The 17,692-nt window shown below is 71.7% G+C and carries 17 protein-coding genes and 1 pseudogene; 4 read left to right on the top strand and 14 right to left on the bottom strand.

Annotated features, from left to right (window positions below; translation table 11 throughout):
* Positions 1–47: 47 nt before the first annotated feature.
* The 8 genes from K4G22_RS06055 to K4G22_RS06020 all read right to left on the bottom strand — a co-directional run bounded on the left by K4G22_RS06055 (position 48) and on the right by K4G22_RS06020 (position 8,470).
* On the bottom strand, positions 48–725 hold the full coding sequence (locus K4G22_RS06055) for a YoaK family protein (RefSeq protein WP_228078650.1): 678 nt from the start codon (positions 723–725) through the stop codon (positions 48–50).
* A gap of 44 nt (positions 726–769) precedes the next feature.
* Positions 770–1,600: an alpha/beta hydrolase gene (locus tag K4G22_RS06050; protein ID WP_228078643.1), complete on the bottom strand. Its 831-nt coding sequence runs from the start codon at positions 1,598–1,600 to the stop codon at positions 770–772.
* A complete protein-coding gene (locus tag K4G22_RS06045) occupies positions 1,597–2,892 on the bottom strand; it encodes an amidohydrolase/deacetylase family metallohydrolase (RefSeq protein ID WP_228078640.1) in 1,296 nt (431 codons plus the stop codon). Before K4G22_RS06045 ends, K4G22_RS06050 begins: the two co-directional genes overlap by 4 nt.
* Positions 2,893–2,929: 37 nt before the next feature.
* Complete coding sequence (locus K4G22_RS06040) at positions 2,930–3,736, bottom strand: ABC transporter ATP-binding protein (protein ID WP_228078638.1); 807 nt, start codon at positions 3,734–3,736, stop codon at positions 2,930–2,932.
* Between the two features lie 69 nt (positions 3,737–3,805).
* A complete protein-coding gene (locus tag K4G22_RS06035; RefSeq protein WP_228078636.1) occupies positions 3,806–4,723 on the bottom strand; it encodes an ABC transporter permease in 918 nt (305 codons plus the stop codon).
* Between the two features lie 29 nt (positions 4,724–4,752).
* Positions 4,753–5,736, bottom strand: a complete 984-nt coding sequence (locus tag K4G22_RS06030) for an ABC transporter substrate-binding protein (protein ID WP_228078635.1) — start codon at positions 5,734–5,736, stop codon at positions 4,753–4,755.
* Entirely contained in the window at positions 5,733–7,325 is a 1,593-nt protein-coding gene (locus K4G22_RS06025; protein WP_228078634.1) for an AtzH-like domain-containing protein, read from the bottom strand. Before K4G22_RS06025 ends, K4G22_RS06030 begins: the two co-directional genes overlap by 4 nt.
* Positions 7,322–8,470, bottom strand: coding sequence for an acetamidase/formamidase family protein (locus K4G22_RS06020; RefSeq protein ID WP_228078633.1), 1,149 nt, complete (start codon positions 8,468–8,470; stop codon positions 7,322–7,324). Before K4G22_RS06020 ends, K4G22_RS06025 begins: the two co-directional genes overlap by 4 nt.
* Positions 8,471–8,837: 367 nt before the next feature.
* Between K4G22_RS06020 and K4G22_RS06015 the strand changes: the two genes are divergently transcribed.
* On the top strand, positions 8,838–9,530 hold the full coding sequence (locus K4G22_RS06015; RefSeq protein WP_228078632.1) for a FadR/GntR family transcriptional regulator: 693 nt from the start codon (positions 8,838–8,840) through the stop codon (positions 9,528–9,530).
* 40 nt (positions 9,531–9,570) lie between these two features.
* Here the strand turns inward: K4G22_RS06015 and K4G22_RS06010 are convergent, their stop codons facing one another.
* The 6 genes from K4G22_RS06010 to map all read right to left on the bottom strand — a co-directional run bounded on the left by K4G22_RS06010 (position 9,571) and on the right by map (position 16,267).
* Complete coding sequence (locus K4G22_RS06010) at positions 9,571–11,175, bottom strand: alpha-amylase family glycosyl hydrolase (protein ID WP_228078631.1); 1,605 nt, start codon at positions 11,173–11,175, stop codon at positions 9,571–9,573.
* Between the two features lie 141 nt (positions 11,176–11,316).
* Positions 11,317–12,153 carry a carbohydrate ABC transporter permease gene (locus K4G22_RS06005; protein WP_228078630.1) on the bottom strand — a complete coding sequence of 279 codons (837 nt, stop codon included), beginning with the start codon at positions 12,151–12,153 and terminating at the stop codon, positions 11,317–11,319.
* Complete coding sequence (locus tag K4G22_RS06000; protein ID WP_228078629.1) at positions 12,150–13,094, bottom strand: carbohydrate ABC transporter permease; 945 nt, start codon at positions 13,092–13,094, stop codon at positions 12,150–12,152. Before K4G22_RS06000 ends, K4G22_RS06005 begins: the two co-directional genes overlap by 4 nt.
* The gene (locus K4G22_RS05995) at positions 13,091–14,365 is read right to left on the bottom strand and encodes an ABC transporter substrate-binding protein (RefSeq protein ID WP_228078628.1); all 1,275 of its coding nucleotides are present in this window, start codon (positions 14,363–14,365) and stop codon (positions 13,091–13,093) included. The genes K4G22_RS06000 and K4G22_RS05995 overlap by 4 nt, the downstream gene beginning before the upstream one ends.
* 221 nt (positions 14,366–14,586) lie before the next feature.
* Positions 14,587–15,246, bottom strand: coding sequence for a biliverdin-producing heme oxygenase (locus K4G22_RS05990; protein WP_228078627.1), 660 nt, complete (start codon positions 15,244–15,246; stop codon positions 14,587–14,589).
* 154 nt (positions 15,247–15,400) lie between these two features.
* Positions 15,401–16,267: a type I methionyl aminopeptidase gene (gene map, locus K4G22_RS05985; RefSeq protein WP_228078626.1), complete on the bottom strand. Its 867-nt coding sequence runs from the start codon at positions 16,265–16,267 to the stop codon at positions 15,401–15,403.
* Between the two features lie 46 nt (positions 16,268–16,313).
* Here map and K4G22_RS05980 point away from each other — a divergent pair.
* The 3 genes and pseudogenes from K4G22_RS05980 to K4G22_RS05970 all read left to right on the top strand — a co-directional run.
* Positions 16,314–16,538 (top strand): annotated as a pseudogene (locus K4G22_RS05980) (hypothetical protein); the annotation flags it as partial.
* 178 nt (positions 16,539–16,716) lie between these two features.
* Positions 16,717–17,418 carry an NADPH-dependent F420 reductase gene (npdG, locus tag K4G22_RS05975; RefSeq protein ID WP_228078625.1) on the top strand — a complete coding sequence of 234 codons (702 nt, stop codon included), beginning with the start codon at positions 16,717–16,719 and terminating at the stop codon, positions 17,416–17,418.
* Positions 17,419–17,499: 81 nt separating this feature from the next.
* Positions 17,500–17,691 (top strand): hypothetical protein, encoded by a 192-nt coding sequence (locus K4G22_RS05970; RefSeq protein WP_228078624.1) that lies wholly within the window; start codon positions 17,500–17,502, stop codon positions 17,689–17,691.
* Position 17,692: the final 1 nt, after the last annotated feature.

Below are 17,692 nucleotides of genomic sequence, written 5' to 3'. Positions count from 1 at the left end.
CAAACGCAACGGTTCGCAAGTCGCGACCCTTCGAGGCCCGCGCCCGGTCACAGCGTCCGCCCGCGCAGTCGGGTGTGGCCGATGAGGGTCACCGCGCCGGAGGCGGCGGCTGCCAGGGCCATCGGCAGGGCCAGATGGGCGTGGAGCAGCAGGGCGCCCACCACGGCGCCGAGGAAGATGGCGAGGATGGCCGCCATCCTGCGGTTGAACAGGGCCGCCCGGCCGCCCCGGGGGAAGGACTCGCTGGCCAACATCGTCAGCGTCGAGGTGACGACCACCGTGGTCATCTCGGCCACCCCGACCCTGCGGGCCACCGCCGCCTGGCTGCCCATCGGCGCGGCCGTGCCGGCGGCGATGGCGAGTTGGGCCAGCGAGCCGGGGTGCTCGTCCACCAGCGCCAACGCCAGGGTCAGCGCCGCGAGGATGCCGGTTTGCGCCCCCAACAGCGCGGTGACGCGGCCCGACCAGCCGGCGGGGCTCGCCCGGAGCAGCAGGCCGGCCGTCAGCGCGCCCGCCGCGAAGGCCACCAGCGCCACCGAGGGGCCCAGCACCGGCAGTTCGTCGGCGCCGGCCGCGCCCATGCCGAGGATGACGATATTGCCGGTCATATTGCCGGTGAAGACCCGGTCAAGCCCCAGAAAGCCCACGGCGTCCACCACGCCGGTGACAAAGGTGAGCACCACCATCAGCACCAGCGCCAGCCGCGCCGGTCGCGTCGAACCCACCGAAGACTCCTCCATCAGAACCGGTCAGTACTTTTCGGCACTCGTCAGGACGCCAGCGCGGCCAGGGCCGCCCGGGTCAGGGCACCGTCGGGGGAGGCCAGTTCCCCCAGCACAGTGAAATGGTCGCGATCGCGAATCGGCATCAGATCGCCCGGGGCGCCGGCCGCCGCCCGCAGCCGCGCCAGCGCCTCGGCGTCGGCGACCAGGGCCGGCAGCTCCCCGGTGCCGTGGGCGATCGTCAGCGGCTTGGGCACGGGCGGCAGCCGCAGCGGGGAGAGCCGTGCCACCTCGTCGTCGGTCAGGGCCAGCGCCTCGTTGAGCGCCGTGTCCCGCAGCGGGCCCAACTCGTAGACGCCGGAGATCGCCAGCCCGGCGCGCACCCCCGGGTGGTCGAGGACGAGCGCGGCCAGCTGCGCGCCGGCCGACCAGCCGGCCAGCAGCAGCGGGCCGGCGATGCCATGGGCGGGGCCGTTCGCGGTCAGCCAGTCGAGGGCCAGCCTGACCTCGGCGACGATCTCCGTCAACGAGGCGGCCGGGGCCAGGGTGTAGCCGGGCAGCGCGGCCGACCAGCCGTGCCGGCGCACGCCGGCCGCGACGGCGGCGAAGCCCTCCCGGCCGTTGCGCTGCCAGTAGCCGCCGTGCAGGAAGACCAGGCAGGGCGCCTCGGGGTGGGCCCCCCGATAGAGGTCGACGCGGTTCCTCTCCCGTTCGCCATAGGGAATATCCAGGCCGTGGGGATGCGCCGAACGGTAGGCGGCGGAGGCCGCGTCGCGCTCCCGGACCAGGGCGGCGCTGTCCGCGACGGCCGCGTTGTTGTCATAGGCGGCGGTCCGGTCCGGCCGGGACCGGCGGGCCCCGGGATCAGCGCCGCTCACGCCGGCACGGGCTCGGGCGTCGGCAGCAGCGGCGAGTCCGCGTCGAACCGCTCCCCGGCGCGCAGGCAGAACGCGGGGCGGAGCAGCCGGTCGGTGACGACCTCGGTGCCCTCGTTGTCCCGCAGCAGGAAGGCGCCGCGCTCGTCGTCGAGCACCGTGACATCGGCGGTCCGGCCGGGTGCCAGTGAGCCCAACTCGTCCTGGAGGCCCAGCATCCGTGCCGGGTTGGTCGTCACCATGGGCACCACCTCGTTCAGTGGCAGCCCCAGGGCCAGCAGCGAGCTCATCGCCTGCACCAGGCTGAAGCGGGCCTGTCCGAGGAACGGGTGGTTCTCGTCGTCCGGATGCTCCTCGGGTGTCCCCGGGGGTGCCGGCACATGAGTGTTGTAACCGTGCATATCGGCGCCCAGTGTGTCAGGTATGACACCGGCCCGAAGCGCGGTGCGGGCCAGCCGGTAGGAGAAGTGGCTGCCGTGGCCGACGTCCACCTTGAGCCCCCGGTCCAGCGCGGCCCTGATCACCGTGTGCACCTGGCCCTCCCGGTTGACGAAGCCGCCCGGGTGCCGGGTGAACGGGTGCGCCAGCACATCGCCCTCGTCCAGCAGGGGGATGACCCGCTCGATGATGGTGTCCGCGTCCTCCCCGTTGTTGCCGCTCTCCGGAAGGCCCCAGAGCTGACCGAAGTGAACATAGAGGGGCAGCTGTGCCTGGTGGGCGATGTCCGCCGCCAGTTCGATGACCCGGATGCCCCAGCGGGCGAAGCCGCCGATCTCGGCGTGTGCCTTGATGCCGCGCACCAGGTCCTGGTTGGCCAGCGCCGACGCGACGGTCGCCGCGACATCGACGCCATCGGGGCTGTAGAGCTGGCTGTAGAGGTGCCCTTCGAGCCCTCCGACCAGGTAGGCGGAGAGAAAGGCCAGGCAGCGGGTGCGCGAGGTCTCGGCGACATGGTGGCGGTAGCCCGGCAGCGTCATGCAGGACGGGCCGCCCTGGTCCACCACCGTGGTCACGCCCGAACGCACCCCGACCAGATCGGCGTTGAGGCCGAAGCGGCCGGTGACATGCTGGTAGATATGGCCGTGGGTGTCGATCAGTCCGGGCAGCACCAGTCGGCCGCCGACCTCCACGACCGTGCGGGCGCCGGCGGGGGAGAGGTCGGGGGCGACGGCGACGATCCGTCCCTCGGCGATCGCCACATCGCGCACCTCGTCGATGCCGGCGGCCGGATCGACGACCCGTCCGCCTCTCAGCAGCAGGTCGAACGGTCCCTCGGGGGCGTGGGGCTGGGGCATGGTGGCTCTCGTTCCTGAGGTGGTGACGGGGGGTGGGTCAGGCCGCGGCGGCCTCGTTGCCCTGGTGGACCAGGGCGTCGATGCGGCGCTTGAGCGCGTTGAACTCGGGTGAGGTGGTGTCGCGTCCGGCCGGCAGCTCGATGCCCACGACCTCCCTGACATAGCCGGCGTTGCCGTGCGCCGAGCCGCCGGCCATCACCACCACCCGGTCGGCGAGGTAGACGGCCTCCTCGATGCTGTGGGTGACGAAGACGACGGTCACCCCGGCCTCGCGGTGGATGCGCTGGAGCTCGGCCTGCATGGCGGAACGGGTCAGCGCGTCCAGCGCGCCGAACGGCTCGTCCATCAGCAGGACGGCGGGGTTGTTGGCCAACACCCGGGCGATGGCCACGCGTTGCTGCATGCCGCCGGAGAGCTGATGGGGGAACGACCGCTCGACCCTGGCCAGCCCGACGGCGTCCAGCGCCCGCGCGGTGCGCTCGCGCACGGTCGCCTTGGGCAACCCGGCCTGCTTGGGCCCGTAGGCGATGTTCTCGGCGACGGTCAGCCAGGGGAAGAGCCCGTAGTCCTGGAAGACGACGGCCCGGTCGGGCCCCGGGCCCTTCACCGGCTGGCCACCGACCCGGACGGTGCCCTTGGTCGCGGTCTCGAAGCCGGCCAGGATGCGCAGCAGGGTTGACTTTCCGCACCCGCTGGCTCCGACCACGCAGATGAACTCGCCCTCGGCGATATCGATGGTCACCCCGTCCATGGCGAAGGCGGCCGAGCCCGGGTAACGCTTGCCCAGGTCGTCGATCGCGATGCCGGCCGGCACGGCCTGCGGGGTGGATGGGGATGTCGGCACGGTGGCGCGCTCCTTCGCTCGTCGTGGTCCGGTACACGCGGTCCTCCGGGAACGGGGGGCCGCCGGGGGTCAGTTGATCAATGGGCGCCGGCCGCCGATCAGGCGGACGAGCAACATCAGAAGCCGGTCCGCCAGGAAGCCGGCCAGACCGATCACGATCATTACGGCCACGATCAGATCCGTGCGGGACTGCTCCCTGGCCTGGGTGATCATCGCGCCGAGACCGGTGCTGATCCCCACGGTCTCGCCGACCACCAGGATCACCCAGGCCAGGCCGAGCGCGATCCGCAGCCCGCCGATGATGCTGGGGATGGCGGCCGGCAGCACCACCTTGTAGAGCGCCCGCGCCGGCCGGGTGCCCAGCATCGCCGCCGCCTCGATCAGCCGCTCCGGCACCTCCCTGACCCCGGCGATGGTGTTCAGCAGGATCGCGAACACCGAGGCCAGGAAGACCAGGAAGATCGTCGACTGGTCGCCGAAGCCGATGATCAGCAGCGACAGCGGCGCCCAGGCGGTCACCGGAATGGGCCGCACCAGGTTGATCGTCGGCTCCAACAGGCGGAAGACCGTGCGGGATCGGCCCATCACGATGCCCAGCGGAATGGCCACCGCCGCCGCCAGGGCGAACCCCTGGAGCACCCGCTTGGTGCTGGCCCAGAGGTGTTCCCAGAGCGTTCCGCTGTAGGAGTCGTCGATGATGCCGCCGACGGCCAGGTCGGCGAACCGGCGGGCGACCTCGTACGGCGTCGGCAGATGTTCCATCTGGATGCCGAACGGCAGCAGCCAGGCGCCCTCGACGCCCCGGTCCCAGAGGATCACCAGCAGCACGGGGACGGGCAGCGCGTACAGGGTGGAGACCAGCGCGGAGCGGACACGGCCGGCGCGGCGGGGCGGGATCCCGGCGGGCCCCGCCGGCTTCGACGCGGCGGTCGGCGGCGCGGCCGACGCCACGGGCGCGGTTTCGAGGGATCCGGTCGAGGTGGTCAAGGGAACTCCTTCGGGTCGCGGCGGCAGGGTCAGTCGGCGAAGCTGCTCGCCTCGACGAAGGTGCTGTCGAAGACGGTCTCCAGATCCGGCTCGCCGGAGATCTGGTCGAAGGCCACCATCTGTTCGGCGAGCGCGGTGGCCTGGGCCCGGTACTCCTCGTCGAGCGCGTAGCGGGGCGTGATGTTCTCGACGGAGCTGGCCGTCACCTCCGGGTCGAGACCGAAGGTCTCCACCACGCCGTCGACCCACGCCTGGGGGTCCTCGTTCATCAGGCCGATCGCCTGGATGAACGAGTCGGTGACGGACTGGACCAGCTCGGGATCGTCCTCGATGGTGTCGGCGCCGGTGGCGAAGACGATGTTCACGCCGCCGATGGGCGTGTCATAGGGCGAGAGGATCTCGTGCGCGCCCGCGTGGAGGGCGATGGAGACGCCGGTCTCGGCGCCGAGGAAGGCGTCGATCTGCCCGGACTCGTAGGCCGGGGCCATGTCGGGGTAGGGCAGGTTGACCAACTCGACGTCCTCGTCGGGGTCGATCCCGTTGGCCTCCAGGGTGAGCTTCAGCAGGATCTCCTGGGACGAGCCCGCCGGGAAGCCGATGGTGGCGCCCCTGAGGTCCTCAGGGCCGGTGATGTCGGGGCTGCCGACGAAGCCGGAACCGCCGTTGGCCGCCGAGCCGATGATCCGGATGTCCTCCCCGGCCGCCGAGCCGGCGAGCATCGAGGGGGCGCCCAGCACGGCGAAGTCGATGGCCCCGCTGGAGAGGGCGTTCTTGATGTCGGGGGAGTTGTCGAAGGTGGCGATCTCGTAGGTGACGCCGTCCTCGGCGAACTGCTGCATGAAGTAGGGGGAGTAGAGATGGGGCTGGCTGCGCAGGGTGCCGATCTTGACGGTGCCGCCCGCGTCGCCCCCGTCGCCCGCCTCGCCCGACGAGGTTCCGCAGCCAGCGAGGCCGGCCGTCAGGGAGAGGCCGAGCACGGCGGTCACGCTGGTCTTGAGCAGTCGGTGGTTCATCGGGGTTCCTCCTGTGGTGCGTGGGACGAGCGGCCGGCCGCCTTGGCCGTGGCGCTCAGGGCGAAGCGGATCAACGCGCGGTCGGAGCCGGGCGGGCCCACCAGCCCGAGGCCGACGGGCAGCCCGGAGGCACGTCCGGCGGGCACGCCGGCCGGCATGGTGAGCGCGGGCAGGCCCGCCAGGGACGCCAGGCAGGTCAGCCGCAGGGTGCGGTCCCTGACCTCGGCCAGCGCCTCGGGGGCGGTTCCGGTCGCCGGCGGCGGCCCGGTGGGCGTGGCGGGCAGCAGCAGGAACCGGCCCTCGACCGTGGTGCGGATGGCTTCGCTGGCATCCGCCAACTCCCGTCGCGCGGAAGCGTGTTCTTCTTCGGTGAGCAGGGCGGCCCGGTGGAAACGGGCCGCCACGTCGGCGCTCAGCGCGCCGGGGTGGGCGGCGATCCAGGAGCCGTGGGCCCGCCATGCCTCCCAGCCCTGGACGGTGCGGAAGGCCGCGTACCAGGAGTCGAGATCCCACGCCGGGTCCAGGGGGACGGCGCCCAGGGCATCCGCCATGCCCTGTACCGCCTCGGTGATCTCCCGGTCGGCCTCGGAGTTGAGCGCGGGCATGGTGACCAGCTCGGCGTGCCCGGTGAGGGCATCCACCGGCAGCAGCGCCTCGGCCACCGCCAGCAGCGTCTCGCCGTCCCTGGCGAGCCAGCCGACCGCGTCGAAGGACGGCGCCAGCGGCAGCAGCCCCTCGGTGTCGACACTCCCCGTGGTGGTCCTGATGCCCCAGAGCCCCTGGTACGAGCCGGGCACCCGGATCGATCCGGCGGTGTCGGTGCCCAGGCCGAAGGCCACCTCGCCCCTGGCGACCGCGACCGCCGGGCCGCTGGTCGAGCCGCCGGGCAGCCGTCCTGGCGCGGCCGGGTTGTCCGGGGTGCCCTGCCGCCCGCCGCGCCCGTGGACGCTGTAGGCGAACTCGTCGGTCTGGGCGATCCCGGCGACCGAGGCGCCCGCGTCCAGCAACGCGCCGACCGCGTGGGCGTGTTCGGTCCGCACGGGGGCCTGGGCCAGGTAGTCGGCGACACCGGCGCCGACAGCGTGCCCCGCCACCGCGAAGAGGTCCTTGACGGCGAAGGTCAGCCCCCGCAGCGGCCCCGCGTCGCGCCCCGGCACCAGCGGGGCGCCCAGCACCCGCCACACCGTGCCGTCCAACGGCCGTGCCGGCGCCGTCACATGGGCGGCGCCGACCCGCCAGCCGTCCGCGCCGCGCTGCCAGAGCTGGGTCTGGAGCCCCGGCGCCCCCGCCGGCGAGACCACCTCGGCGACGATCAGCGCCACCCCGTCGGCCGGCAGCCGCACATGGACCCGCGCCACCCGGCGGTCCGGGACGGCGGTGCGCGCGGCCCGGAACTCGCTGATCGCCAGGTGGCCGACGACGACCCCGGAGCCGTCGGCCCGCAGGGTGTCGGCGCCCGCCGCGAAACTGCCGTCCAGCGCCGGGACATCGTTGGCGAGCAGGGCGCGGTCATAGGCCCAGAAGGCGTCCATCAACCCCGCCGGAAGGGGGCCTGGGCCCAGGATCTCCACGCTCGTCGCCGCGCTCATCGGGCGTGCTCCAGGATCCGCCGCGCGAGCCGGCCGGTGCCGCCGGCCTCGGCCACGAAGTCGGCCACCCGCAGCTCGCCGTGCACGCCGGCCACCAGGTCGACGGCCTGCGACACCTGGAAGTCCGCCGCGGCGCTCAGATAGAGGTACGCCTGCCGTCGCTCCATGCCGAACACCGCGCCGAGCAGCGCCACCGCGTTGCGCACACAGCGGCGCAGCGCCTCGTTGAGGTCGGCGTCGAGCCCGGTGGGGATCAGCAGCCCGTGCCCGGCGGCGAACGGGCCCCTGACGCCGCCGAGTTCCTCCTGGACCTCGTCCGCCGGGAGCAGTTCGACGCTGATCCTGGCCCGCAGCGGCGCCTCGAAAGCGGTCAGTGCCACCTCGCCGTTGCCCTGCGCGTAGTGCGGATCGCCCACATAGAGCAGCGCCTCGGGCACCTGCACCGGCAGGAAGAGGGTGGCGCCCGGGGTCAGCAGCCGGATGTCGACGTTCCCGCCGTGCGGGCCGGGCGGCACCGAGTTGGCGCGTTCCGCGGTGTCGGTGGCGACGCCCACCAGGCCGAGAAAGGGCTCCAGGGGGAACGTCGCCATCGCCTCGTCGTCCCGTCCGGTGGGCAGGGTGCCGAGCCAGCGGCCCCCCGGGCCGGCCAGCACCCCGCAGAACGCGTGGTAGTCGCCACCCAGTCGGGGGTCGTCGGCGAGCACGCCCCGGCCGTGGCGGGTGGAGATCACCCCGTAGGGCGCGCGCATGGTGAGCTGCTCGGTGCGGACCGCCAGCAGATCCCCCGGACGGGCCCCCTCGACCGCGATCGGCCCGGTGACCACGTGTGGACCGTCCGAGCCCGCGTTCCGTCGCCCCGTCGCGGTGATCTCGACGGCGTCGGCGAGCACCTGGTCCGGCTCGACGCCATGGCGCCCGAAGAAGGCGACGGGATCGGAGCCCTGGTCCTCCAGGATGCCCTCATGGCTGACCGTGTCGACCACGATGCTCCCGCCCGAACGCAGCGTCGCCACCGGCTTGTCCCCGGCGCGGGGGAGGCGGCCCCAGAGCACCCGGTCGGGGTCTGCGGGCAGGTAGTCGACGCCCGTGGGGAGCCCCTCGCCCGGTTGGAGAACGGGGAAGGCCCCCGCTGCCGTTGTCTTCACTGGTTCTCGCGCCCCTCGCTGCTCGCCCGCTGAGTCCCGCCTGCGACGTCCGCCGGCCCGAGCTGATTGGTCTGACCATCCGACGTCCCGGCCACAGTAAGTGGGCCCCGGTGGGGGGAGTCCAGGGCCGGCGGCGAACGTAATGGCGCTTTTACCTGGCCGAAACGGCGCCGGCCGCAGGGGCGTCGACCCAGGTGGGAACGGAAACGCGCCGGATATCCACGGTTCCAGGCCAACCGGGAGGGCGCGCGTCAACACGCCTTGCGGCGCCGCGAGTCGGGGTGGTACAGATTGGTCAGACCAGTGGTCCTTGCCGGGTGGCCCCCAACAGATGGAGCCGGAATTGAGCTTCGCGTCCATCCCACCCATGCTGCGTCGTTCGCGCAGCGTCGGCGCCGAGGTGGCGGCGCATCTGGAGCGGCTGATCACCAGCGGGGAGCTGGCCGCTGGCGATCGCCTGCCCGCCGAGCGGGAGTTGGCCGCCAGCCTCCAGGTCTCCCGGGCGTCGCTGCGGGAGGCGATGTTCGAGCTGGAGTCCAAGAAGCTGATCGAGCGCCATCAGGGGCGCGGCAGCGTGGTCGCCGACATCTCCGAGGATGTCGCCCAACTCTACGAGAACCTCTCGGAGTTGGATGTCGAGATCGCCAACGCCACCGAGCTGAGGGATCTGGTGGAGCCGCGGATAGCGCAGCTCGCCGCGCTGCGCGCCGCCGACTCCAACCTGCTCTCCCTGGAGGACGTGCTGGCCCGCTCCCAGGAGGATCTCGGCCCGGCCGAATCCCTCGCGCTGGATGTGGAGTTCCACACCCTGCTGGCGCACGCCGCACAGAACCCGCTGCTGGTCACGCTCTGCACGATGACCACCAACTGGACGCGGAGGACGCGCGAGCTCTCCCATGAGACGGAACAAGGCCGCCGGATCTCCGTCGAGGGCCATCGGGCGATCTACGGGGCGGTGGTGGCGCGCCGGCCGGCGCCGGCCGGCGCCGCCATGGAGCGGCATCTGCGGGAGATCCGTGCCATCAGCACCGAGCACGGCCATCGCCGCGCCCCGTCCTGACCGGGGGGCCGGCGCCGTCGCCGGCCCCCCTGGCCGGCCGTCAGCCGCGCAGGTCGAAGACGCCGTAGCCGAAGCCGGCCGCCGAGATCCCGTCCGGGCCCACCGTGACGCCCTCGCCCAGCAGCTCGCGGGCGGTCGCCAGATCCGGCCGGGGCAGTGGGTGGTCGGCCCGCTCGCGGCGCGGGTTGACGACCACGAGGAAGCGCTCGCCCCGCAGATAGACCAGCGGATAGCCGGTGTGGAAGACCTCCACGCCGCAGTGCGCGCCCAGCTCGGCGTGCGAGCGCCGCAGCGCGATCAGCCGCCGCACCAGGTGCAACAGCGAGCGCTCGTCGGCCCGTTGGGCGGCGACGTTGGGCCGCTCCGGATCCGGGTCGATCGGCAGATAGAGCTGGTCGGCCGGTGCGCTGGAGAAGCCGGCGTTGGGCGAGCCGTCCCACTGCATCGGGGTGCGCGAACCGGCCCGGTTGTAGCGGGGGCCGAGCCGGCTCCCCTCGTGGTCGGGCAGGTCGGGGATATAGCGCATCCCGATCTCGTCGCCGTAGTAGATCGCCGGCAGCGACGGCCAGGTCAGATGGAAGGCGAACGCCGCCGGCAGCTGCTCGGCGGTGCGGTCACCGCAGGACAGCCGGGAGAAGTCGTGGTTGGCGGTGGGCAGGGTGACATAGCCCAGGTCGGCGACGACCGCGCCGACCGACTCCCAGGCGCTGACAAAGGTGCCGGCCGAGGCGGAGCCCTCGGCGGCAAAGTAACAGTGCTCCTGAGTCCAGTGTTCGGCCACCGTGCCCTGGCCGTTGTTCCACAGCGACCGCAGCGGCAGTCCGTCCGATGGCCCGCCGAACTGGAGGAAGAAGTCGGAGTGGAACCCGGCCGGCACGGAGACCGAGGGATCGCCCCACTCGGCCAGCAGCGCGGCGCTCGGATGCGCCTCGTCCAGCCAACCGCGCAACTCCGCCCAGAGTTTGCTGGTCTCCACCATGCCCTGATCGTCCTTGACCAGGGAATGCGCCATGTCCACCCGGAAGCCGGCCAGGCCGAGCCCCAGCCAGTGGTCCATCACCTCGCGCAGCGCCGCCCGGTTGGCCCGTGGGCCCGCCGCGTCCACCGGCTGCCGCCAGGGCTCGTCCGGGTCGGTGCGCGCATAGCCGAAGTTCAGGGCGGGCTGGCTGTCGAAGAAGTTGGGCAGATAGCCGCCCGGCCGGCTGCCCGGCGAGGTGACGAAGCCCTTCGGCAGCCGCTCGTCGGCCAGCGCGGTCCAGATGTAGCGGTGGTCGTCCGGATCGTCCACGGCGGCCTGGAACCACGGGTGCTGGTCGGAGGTGTGCCCGGCCACCAGGTCCAGCATCACCCGGATCGACCGCCGCGCCGCCGCCTCGACCAGCTCGCCCAGCTGCTCCTCGGTGCCGTAGCGGGGCGCCACCGACAGATAGTCGGAGACGTCGTAGCCGGCGTCGTTGAACGGCGAGGCGAAGCACGGGTTGAGCCAGATCGTGTTCACGCCCAGCCAGGCCAGATGGTCGAGACGCTCGGTGATGCCGGCGAAGTCGCCGATCCCGTCGCCGTTGGAGTCGGCGAAGCTCTGCGGATAGATCTGGTAGAGAACGGCGTCGGCGAGCCAGCTGGGAGCGGGGCGGAAGGGCGACATGCGGGGGACGACCTTTCGTACGGTACGGGGCCGCGTCGCGCGGCGGTCCGGGACGTTCGACACCGTCTCAGACGTTCGACACAAACGAGACGATCATCGCCGATCACCCCCCGCCCGGCCTAGGCCCCGGGTGAGGCCCCGTCAGCCCTTGACCGCGCCCGAGGTGAGGCCGGAGACGACCGCGCGCCGGAAGACCAGGACCAGGAGCGCGATGGGGAGGACGGAGACCGTCGCGGCGGCGAAGATCGTGCCGTAGGGGACGGTGAAGGTGCTGCCGAAGAGGGCCACGCCCACCGGCATCGTCCGGTAGCTGTCGGCGGTGTTGAGGGTGAGCCCGATCAGGAACTCCGTCCAGCAGGCGGTGAACGTGAAGATCGCGGCCGTGAACATCCCGGGCCGTGCCTGCGGCAGGATCACCTTCAGCACGGTGCGCACCGGCGACGCGCCGTCCACCCAGGCGACCTCCTCCATCTCCTTGGGGATCTGGAGGAAGAAGTTCCGCAGGATCCAGATCGCGAACGGCACGTTGAGCGCCGTGTAGACGAGGATCAGCCCCTGATAGCTGTTCAGCCAGCCGATCTCCCGCATCAGCAGGAAGAGCGGCGCGGCCAGCGCGATGGTGGGGAAGAGCGAGATCATCAGCAGCGCGATCATGATGGGCGACTTGCCGCGCAGTGGCAGCCGGGCCAGCGCGTAGCCGGCGAACGAGCTCAGCGCCAGCACGACGCCGGTGGCCAGCAGCGAGATGATCGCGGAGTTCAGCAGATAGACCCCGAAGTGGTTGTCGGCGAACGCCTGCCGGTAGTTCTCGAAGGTGAAGCGTTCCGGCCAGGCGGTCGGCGGGTTGGCGCCGACCTCCTCCATGGGCTTGAGCGAGCTGACCGCCATCCAGTACAGCGGGGCGGCGACGAAGAGCGCCACCAGCAGGGCTGCCAGGTGGACCCACCGGAACTGGAACCGCACAGCGGGCCGTCTCACGTCTGTGTCTCCTCGTCTCCGACCCGGGCCGTGAAGGCCCGGAGAAAGATCAGGCAGCCGACCAGCACCAGAGCCGCCGTGCTGGCGGCCACGGCCGCGCCAGGGCCGAAGTCCAGGTTGGTGAACATCACATGCCAGCCCAGCAGCGCCAGCGACTCCGTGGCGTCCCCCGGGCCGCCGCCGGTCAGCACGAACGGCAGGTCGAAGATGCCGAACGCCTGGAGGATGCGGAAGAGCACGGCGATCACCAACGCCGGGCGCAGCAGCGGGAGTCGAACCTTCCAGAACGCCGTCCAGGCGCTGGCGCCGTCCACCCGGGCGGCCTCCACCACATCGCTGGGCAGCATCATCAGGCCGGCCAGCACGATGATCGCCACGAACGGGGTGGTCTTCCAGATGTCGGCGGCGGCCATCGACAGCACGGCGGGCGTCGGCGTGCCGAGGAACTGGAACGGGGTGCCGGTGAGCCATTCGGAGAGGGCGGTCAGCACCCCGTAGACCCCGTTGTACATGTAGGCCCACAGCTGGGCGGAGACCACCGTGATCATCGCCCAGGGCAGCAGGAGCAGGGCCATCATCCAGCCCCGGCCGCCGGAGAGCTGCTCCAGCACCAGGGCGATCAGCGTGCCGAGCACCAGCTCGGCGATCACCGTGCCGATGGTGTAGAGCACGGTGAAGACCACGGCGTGGCGCCAGCGGTCGGAGCCCAGCAGCAGCGAGTAGTGGTCGGTGGTCATCCCCGACAGCTGGAACCCGTTCGCCGAGACCGTCACATGGCTCAGGCTCATGGCCACCGAGAAGGCGATCGGGAAGAGCGTGACGGCGAGTACCACCACCAGCGCGGGTGTGGCGAAGCCCCAGCCCAGGCGCGCGAACTTCCGGTCGAGCGCGGATCGTCCGGACTCCCGCGGCGTCGCCCGACGCACAGTGCCACCGCTCATAGGGCCCGGTCCTCCAGCGCGCGTTGGATGTCGTCCGCCGCCGAGCGCAGCGCGCTCGCTGAGGTTGCCGAACCGGCGAGCGAGCCGTTGATGTTGGTGTAGATGCCGTGGCTGATCTGGGGGTAGCGGGGGGTCTTCGCCGGTCGGGCGACGAGGTCGAGATCGGCGGCGACCTCAAGGACCGGGTTCTCCCGCTGCAACGCGCGGTCGTTGAGGACCTCTTCGCTGGCCGGCAGGACCGAGTTCTCCGCCATCATCCGCTGCGCGTCAGGCCCGGTCATCCAGTCGATGAAGACCAGGGAGGCGCCGATGGCCTTGCTGTGCGGGTTGACCATCAGGTTCCAGCCGCCGGCCGCCGACGGGCCGACCTCCTCGCCGCCGTCGAAGCCCGGCAGCGGCATCACGCCGACCTTCTCCACGACCTGCGAGGCCAGCGGATCGTTGGCCATGCCCCAGCCGTGGGACCAGTTGCGGTGGAAGGCGGCCTCGCCCTCGACGAAGGTCTGGAGGGACTGCTGTTCCTGGAAGCTGGTGCTGGCCGACGGGACGATGCCCTCGTCCATCAGCCGCCGCATGAAGTCCAGCACCCGGCGGTTCTCCGGTGAGTCGATGGCCGCCTCGTCGTTGTCCGGGGCGACGCTGCGCCCGCCGGCGGCGGCCGACAGCTCCGTCCAGTTGACGGTGAGGCCCTCGTAGTTGGCCCACTGCCCGACATAGCCGTAGTCGACCTCGTTCTCGTCCTGGAGGAACTTGGCGGTCTCGGCCAGCTCCTGCCAGGTCCCCGGCACCGGCAGATCGTGCTTCTCCAGCAGGTCCTCGCGGTAGTAGAGGAAGCCCGAGTCCACATAGAGCGGCGCCGCCAGGTGTTCGCCCTGGTACTCCGTGAGGTCGGCGCGCTCGTCCGGGTAGCGGTCCCAGAAGTCGTCCGGGAGGTGTTCGTCCAGCGGCATCGCCAGTTGGGCGTCGCCGAACTGGGCGGGCCAGACGAGATCGGCGTTGTAGACGTCGATGCTGCTGGAGCCGCCGGTGATCTCGGTGGTGAGGGTGGCCCGCATGGTGTCGGTGTTGTTGGGCGCCGGCTGGAAGTCCACGCTGATCTCGGGGTGGGCCTTCTCGAAGGCCGCGATCAGCTGTTCGGGGAAGCCCTCGGGGCCGAAGTTGATGGCGTACCAGGTGATGTCGCCGCTGGCCGGCCCGACGTTCCGGGGATCGACCGATGCCGCGTTGGCACCGGCCGAGCCACAGGCGGTGGCGGTCAGCAGAACGGACACGGCCCAGAACGCCCCTGCGCTGCTGCCGATCGACGTACTCAGGGCGTGCTCCTTGAGGAAGACCCGCGTTCCAAGGAGCCTCAGCGTCCCGTGTCCACCACCTCATACCAAGCTAAAAACGCGCTTATCAGAAATATTCACCGAAAAGGCCCCCGGCACCACCGGGTTCCCTTCCGGTGGCGCCGGGGGCCTCGATCGGGCGTCCCGGGGGAACGCGCGGGTCAGCGCGTGGCGGTGGCGAGGTCGGCGAAGAGCGCGGTGTTGAGCGCGAACGCGCGGCGGCACTCGTCCACTATCCGCAGCCGCTCCGGCGCGTCCACCGGCACCGCGTCCAACAGGGCGCGGTACTCGCGCTTGAACGAGGCCGGGTTGGCGATGCCGTCGAAGACGTAGAACCGCACGCCGTCGCCCTTGTGTTCGAAGCCCCAGGTCTTCTCCGCGATGGAGCGGATCACCTGGCCGCCGGAGAGATCGCCCAGGTAGCGCGTGTAGTGGTGGGCGACATAGCCGCCCGGCCAGCCGTTCGCCACCTCGAGGACGCGGGCCGCGTAGGTCTCGGTCGCGGGCAGCGGGCGGAGCGAGGAGCGCCAGTCGGCGCCCTCGTGCAGATGGTCGAGGTCGCGTTCGAGGGCCGAGGTGCGGAAGAGCTCGGGGCGGAGGAAGGGCGCGGCCACCGGATCGCCGGCCAGGGTGTCGGTGACGCCCTCAAGGGCGCGGTAGACGAACCACAGCTGCTCGGTGTACCGGCGGTAGGCGGAGACGCCGAGCCGGCCGGAGAGCAGATCGCTCATGAAGGTCGAGTTCTCCGCCTCGGTGTGCTGCGCCTGCGAGGCTTCGCGAATCTGGGTGGAGAAGGGGGCGGTGGCGTCGAGCACGGACACGGGTGACCTCCAGGGCCGTGGCGGCGGGGCGCGCCCAGGGCGGGCCGCGCCTCGCCATCCTGTCGACTTAGGCTTACCTAAGTCAAGCAGTTGCCGACAGTCTGTCGGTAAAACATGTCGGCGGACGTGCGACGGGACCCGCCCCCACCGGGGCTCAGGGCAGCGTCAACACCTCGGCGCCCTGCTCCGTGACCACCAGGGTGTGCTCGAACTGGGCCGAGCGGGCACGGTCCTTGGTGACCACCGTCCACTCGTCGGCCCACATCTCCCACTCGTGGGTGCCCAGATTGAGCATCGGCTCGATGGTGAACGTCATCCCCGGCACCAGCACCGTGTCCGCGCTGGGCTCGTCGTAGTGCGGGATGATCAGCCCCGAATGGAACGAGCTGTTGATCCCATGGCCGGTGAAGTCACGGACCACGCCGTAGCCGAACCGTTTCGCGTAGGACTCGATCACCCGGCCGATCACATTGACCCGACGGCCCGGGCGCACCGCCTTGATGGCCCGGTTCAACGCCTCCTCGGTGCGCTCGACCAGCAGCCGGGACTCCTCGTCCAGCGCCTCGGGACCGCCCACCGGATAGGTGGCGTTCGTGTCGCCGTGCACCCCGCCGACAAACGCCGTGATGTCCAGGTTCACGATGTCGCCGTCCCGCAGCACCGTGGAGTCGGGGATGCCGTGGCAGATCACCTCGTTCACCGACGTGCACAGCGACTTGGGGAAGTTCCGGTAGCCGAGCGTGGACGGGTAGGCCCCGTGGTCGCAGAGGAACGCGTGCGCCACCGCGTCCAACGCGTCGGTGGTGACGCCCGCTTCGATATGCCGGGCGGTCTCGGCCATCGCCCGCGCGGCGATCCGGCCGGCCACCCGCATGCGCTCGATCGTCTCCTGATCCTGCGCGTCGGGCCCGGTGTAACGGGCGGGGGCGGCCTTGCCCACATAGGCGGGGCGAGGGATGACGGAGGGAACGGAGCGCCGCGGCGAGACCGTGCCGGGCTGGAGAAGCGACTGGCCAGACATGCGCCCGAGTCTACGGGCGGGCGGAATTGCGGGCAGGATAAGGGACATGGCTCTCTTCAAGCGCAAGGCCACCGGCCAACCCGGCGAGTGGTACTACTGCCTCAAGCACCGCAAGGTCGAGGAAGGCCCGGAGTGCCCGGCCAAGGACCGGCTCGGCCCCTATCCGAGCCGCGCCGAGGCGGCCCAGGCCATCGAGACCGCCAGGGAACGCGACGACGCCTGGCGCAACGACCCGCGTTGGGCCGAGAACCCCGACGAGGCCGAGGACGCCGGCGAGGCCGAGGACGCCGGCGAGGCCGAGGACGCCGGTACCGCCGAGGACGCCGGCGAGCCCGGCAAGGCAGGCAAGGCCGACAAGCCCGACACCGGGGGCCGGGGGCCGGCCGACACGGAGTGATCAGCGCGACAGTCCATCGGGAAACTCTCCCCCCGGTGGCACCATTTGGCGTATGACCACACGTGATGACGCCGCACCCCCCAAGCGGGACCCCTGGGACCTCCCCGACGTGTCCGGGCTGGTGATCGGCGTACTCGGCGGCACCGGCGACCAGGGGCGCGGCCTCGCCTACCGGCTGGCCAGGGCCGGCCAACAGGTGATCATCGGCTCCCGCTCGGCCGAGCGCGCCACCGCGGCGGCCGAGGAACTCGGCAACGGCGTGCGGGGCGCCGACAACGCGAGCTGCGCGGCCCAGGCGGACGTGGTGATCGTGGCCGTCCCCTGGGACGGGCACGCCAGGACCCTCTCCTCGCTCACCGCCGAACTCGCCGGCAAGCTGGTCGTCGACTGCGTCAACCCGCTCGGCTTCGACAAGCGCGGCGCCTACCCGATCGTCCCCGAGGAGGGCAGCGCCGCCCAGCAGGCCGCCGCCCTGCTGCCGGAGTCCCGGGTCACCGCCGCCTTCCACCACCTCTCGGCCGTGCTGCTCCAGGACCCGTCGATCGAGCGGATCGACACCGATGTGATGGTGCTCGGCGAGTCCCGCGACGACTGCGCCGTGGTCCAGGCCGTCGCCCAGCTGATCCCCGGGATGCGCGGCGTCTTCGCCGGCCGGCTGCGCAACGCGCACCAGGTCGAGGCGCTGGTCGCCAACCTGATCTCGGTGAACCGCCGCTACAAGGCGCACGCCGGTATCCGGCTCACCGACATCTGACCCCACGCGCGACAATGGCGGTCGTACGCCGTGCGCGTACGACCGCCATCCGCCGTCTCCCAGCGCTCCGGAGCCTCGCCCATGTCCTCACCGGCCCCGACCGGCAACCCTCGCCGGCTCGCCAGCTATGCCGCCGTGCTCTGCCTGCTCACCGCCGTGGCGGCGGTGGTCTCCTTCACACAGGGCCACTGGCTCGGGATCGTCTGGGTGCTGATGGCCGGGCTCTCCTCCAACATGGCCTGGTACTACGGGCGGAAGGCCAGGGCCGCCTGAG

This window comes from Streptomyces profundus, assembly GCF_020740535.1.
GTDB lineage: Bacteria > Actinomycetota > Actinomycetes > Streptomycetales > Streptomycetaceae > Streptomyces > Streptomyces profundus.
The sequence above is the reverse complement of the archived record's forward strand: the minus strand, read 5'-3'. Positions and strand labels throughout refer to the sequence as shown.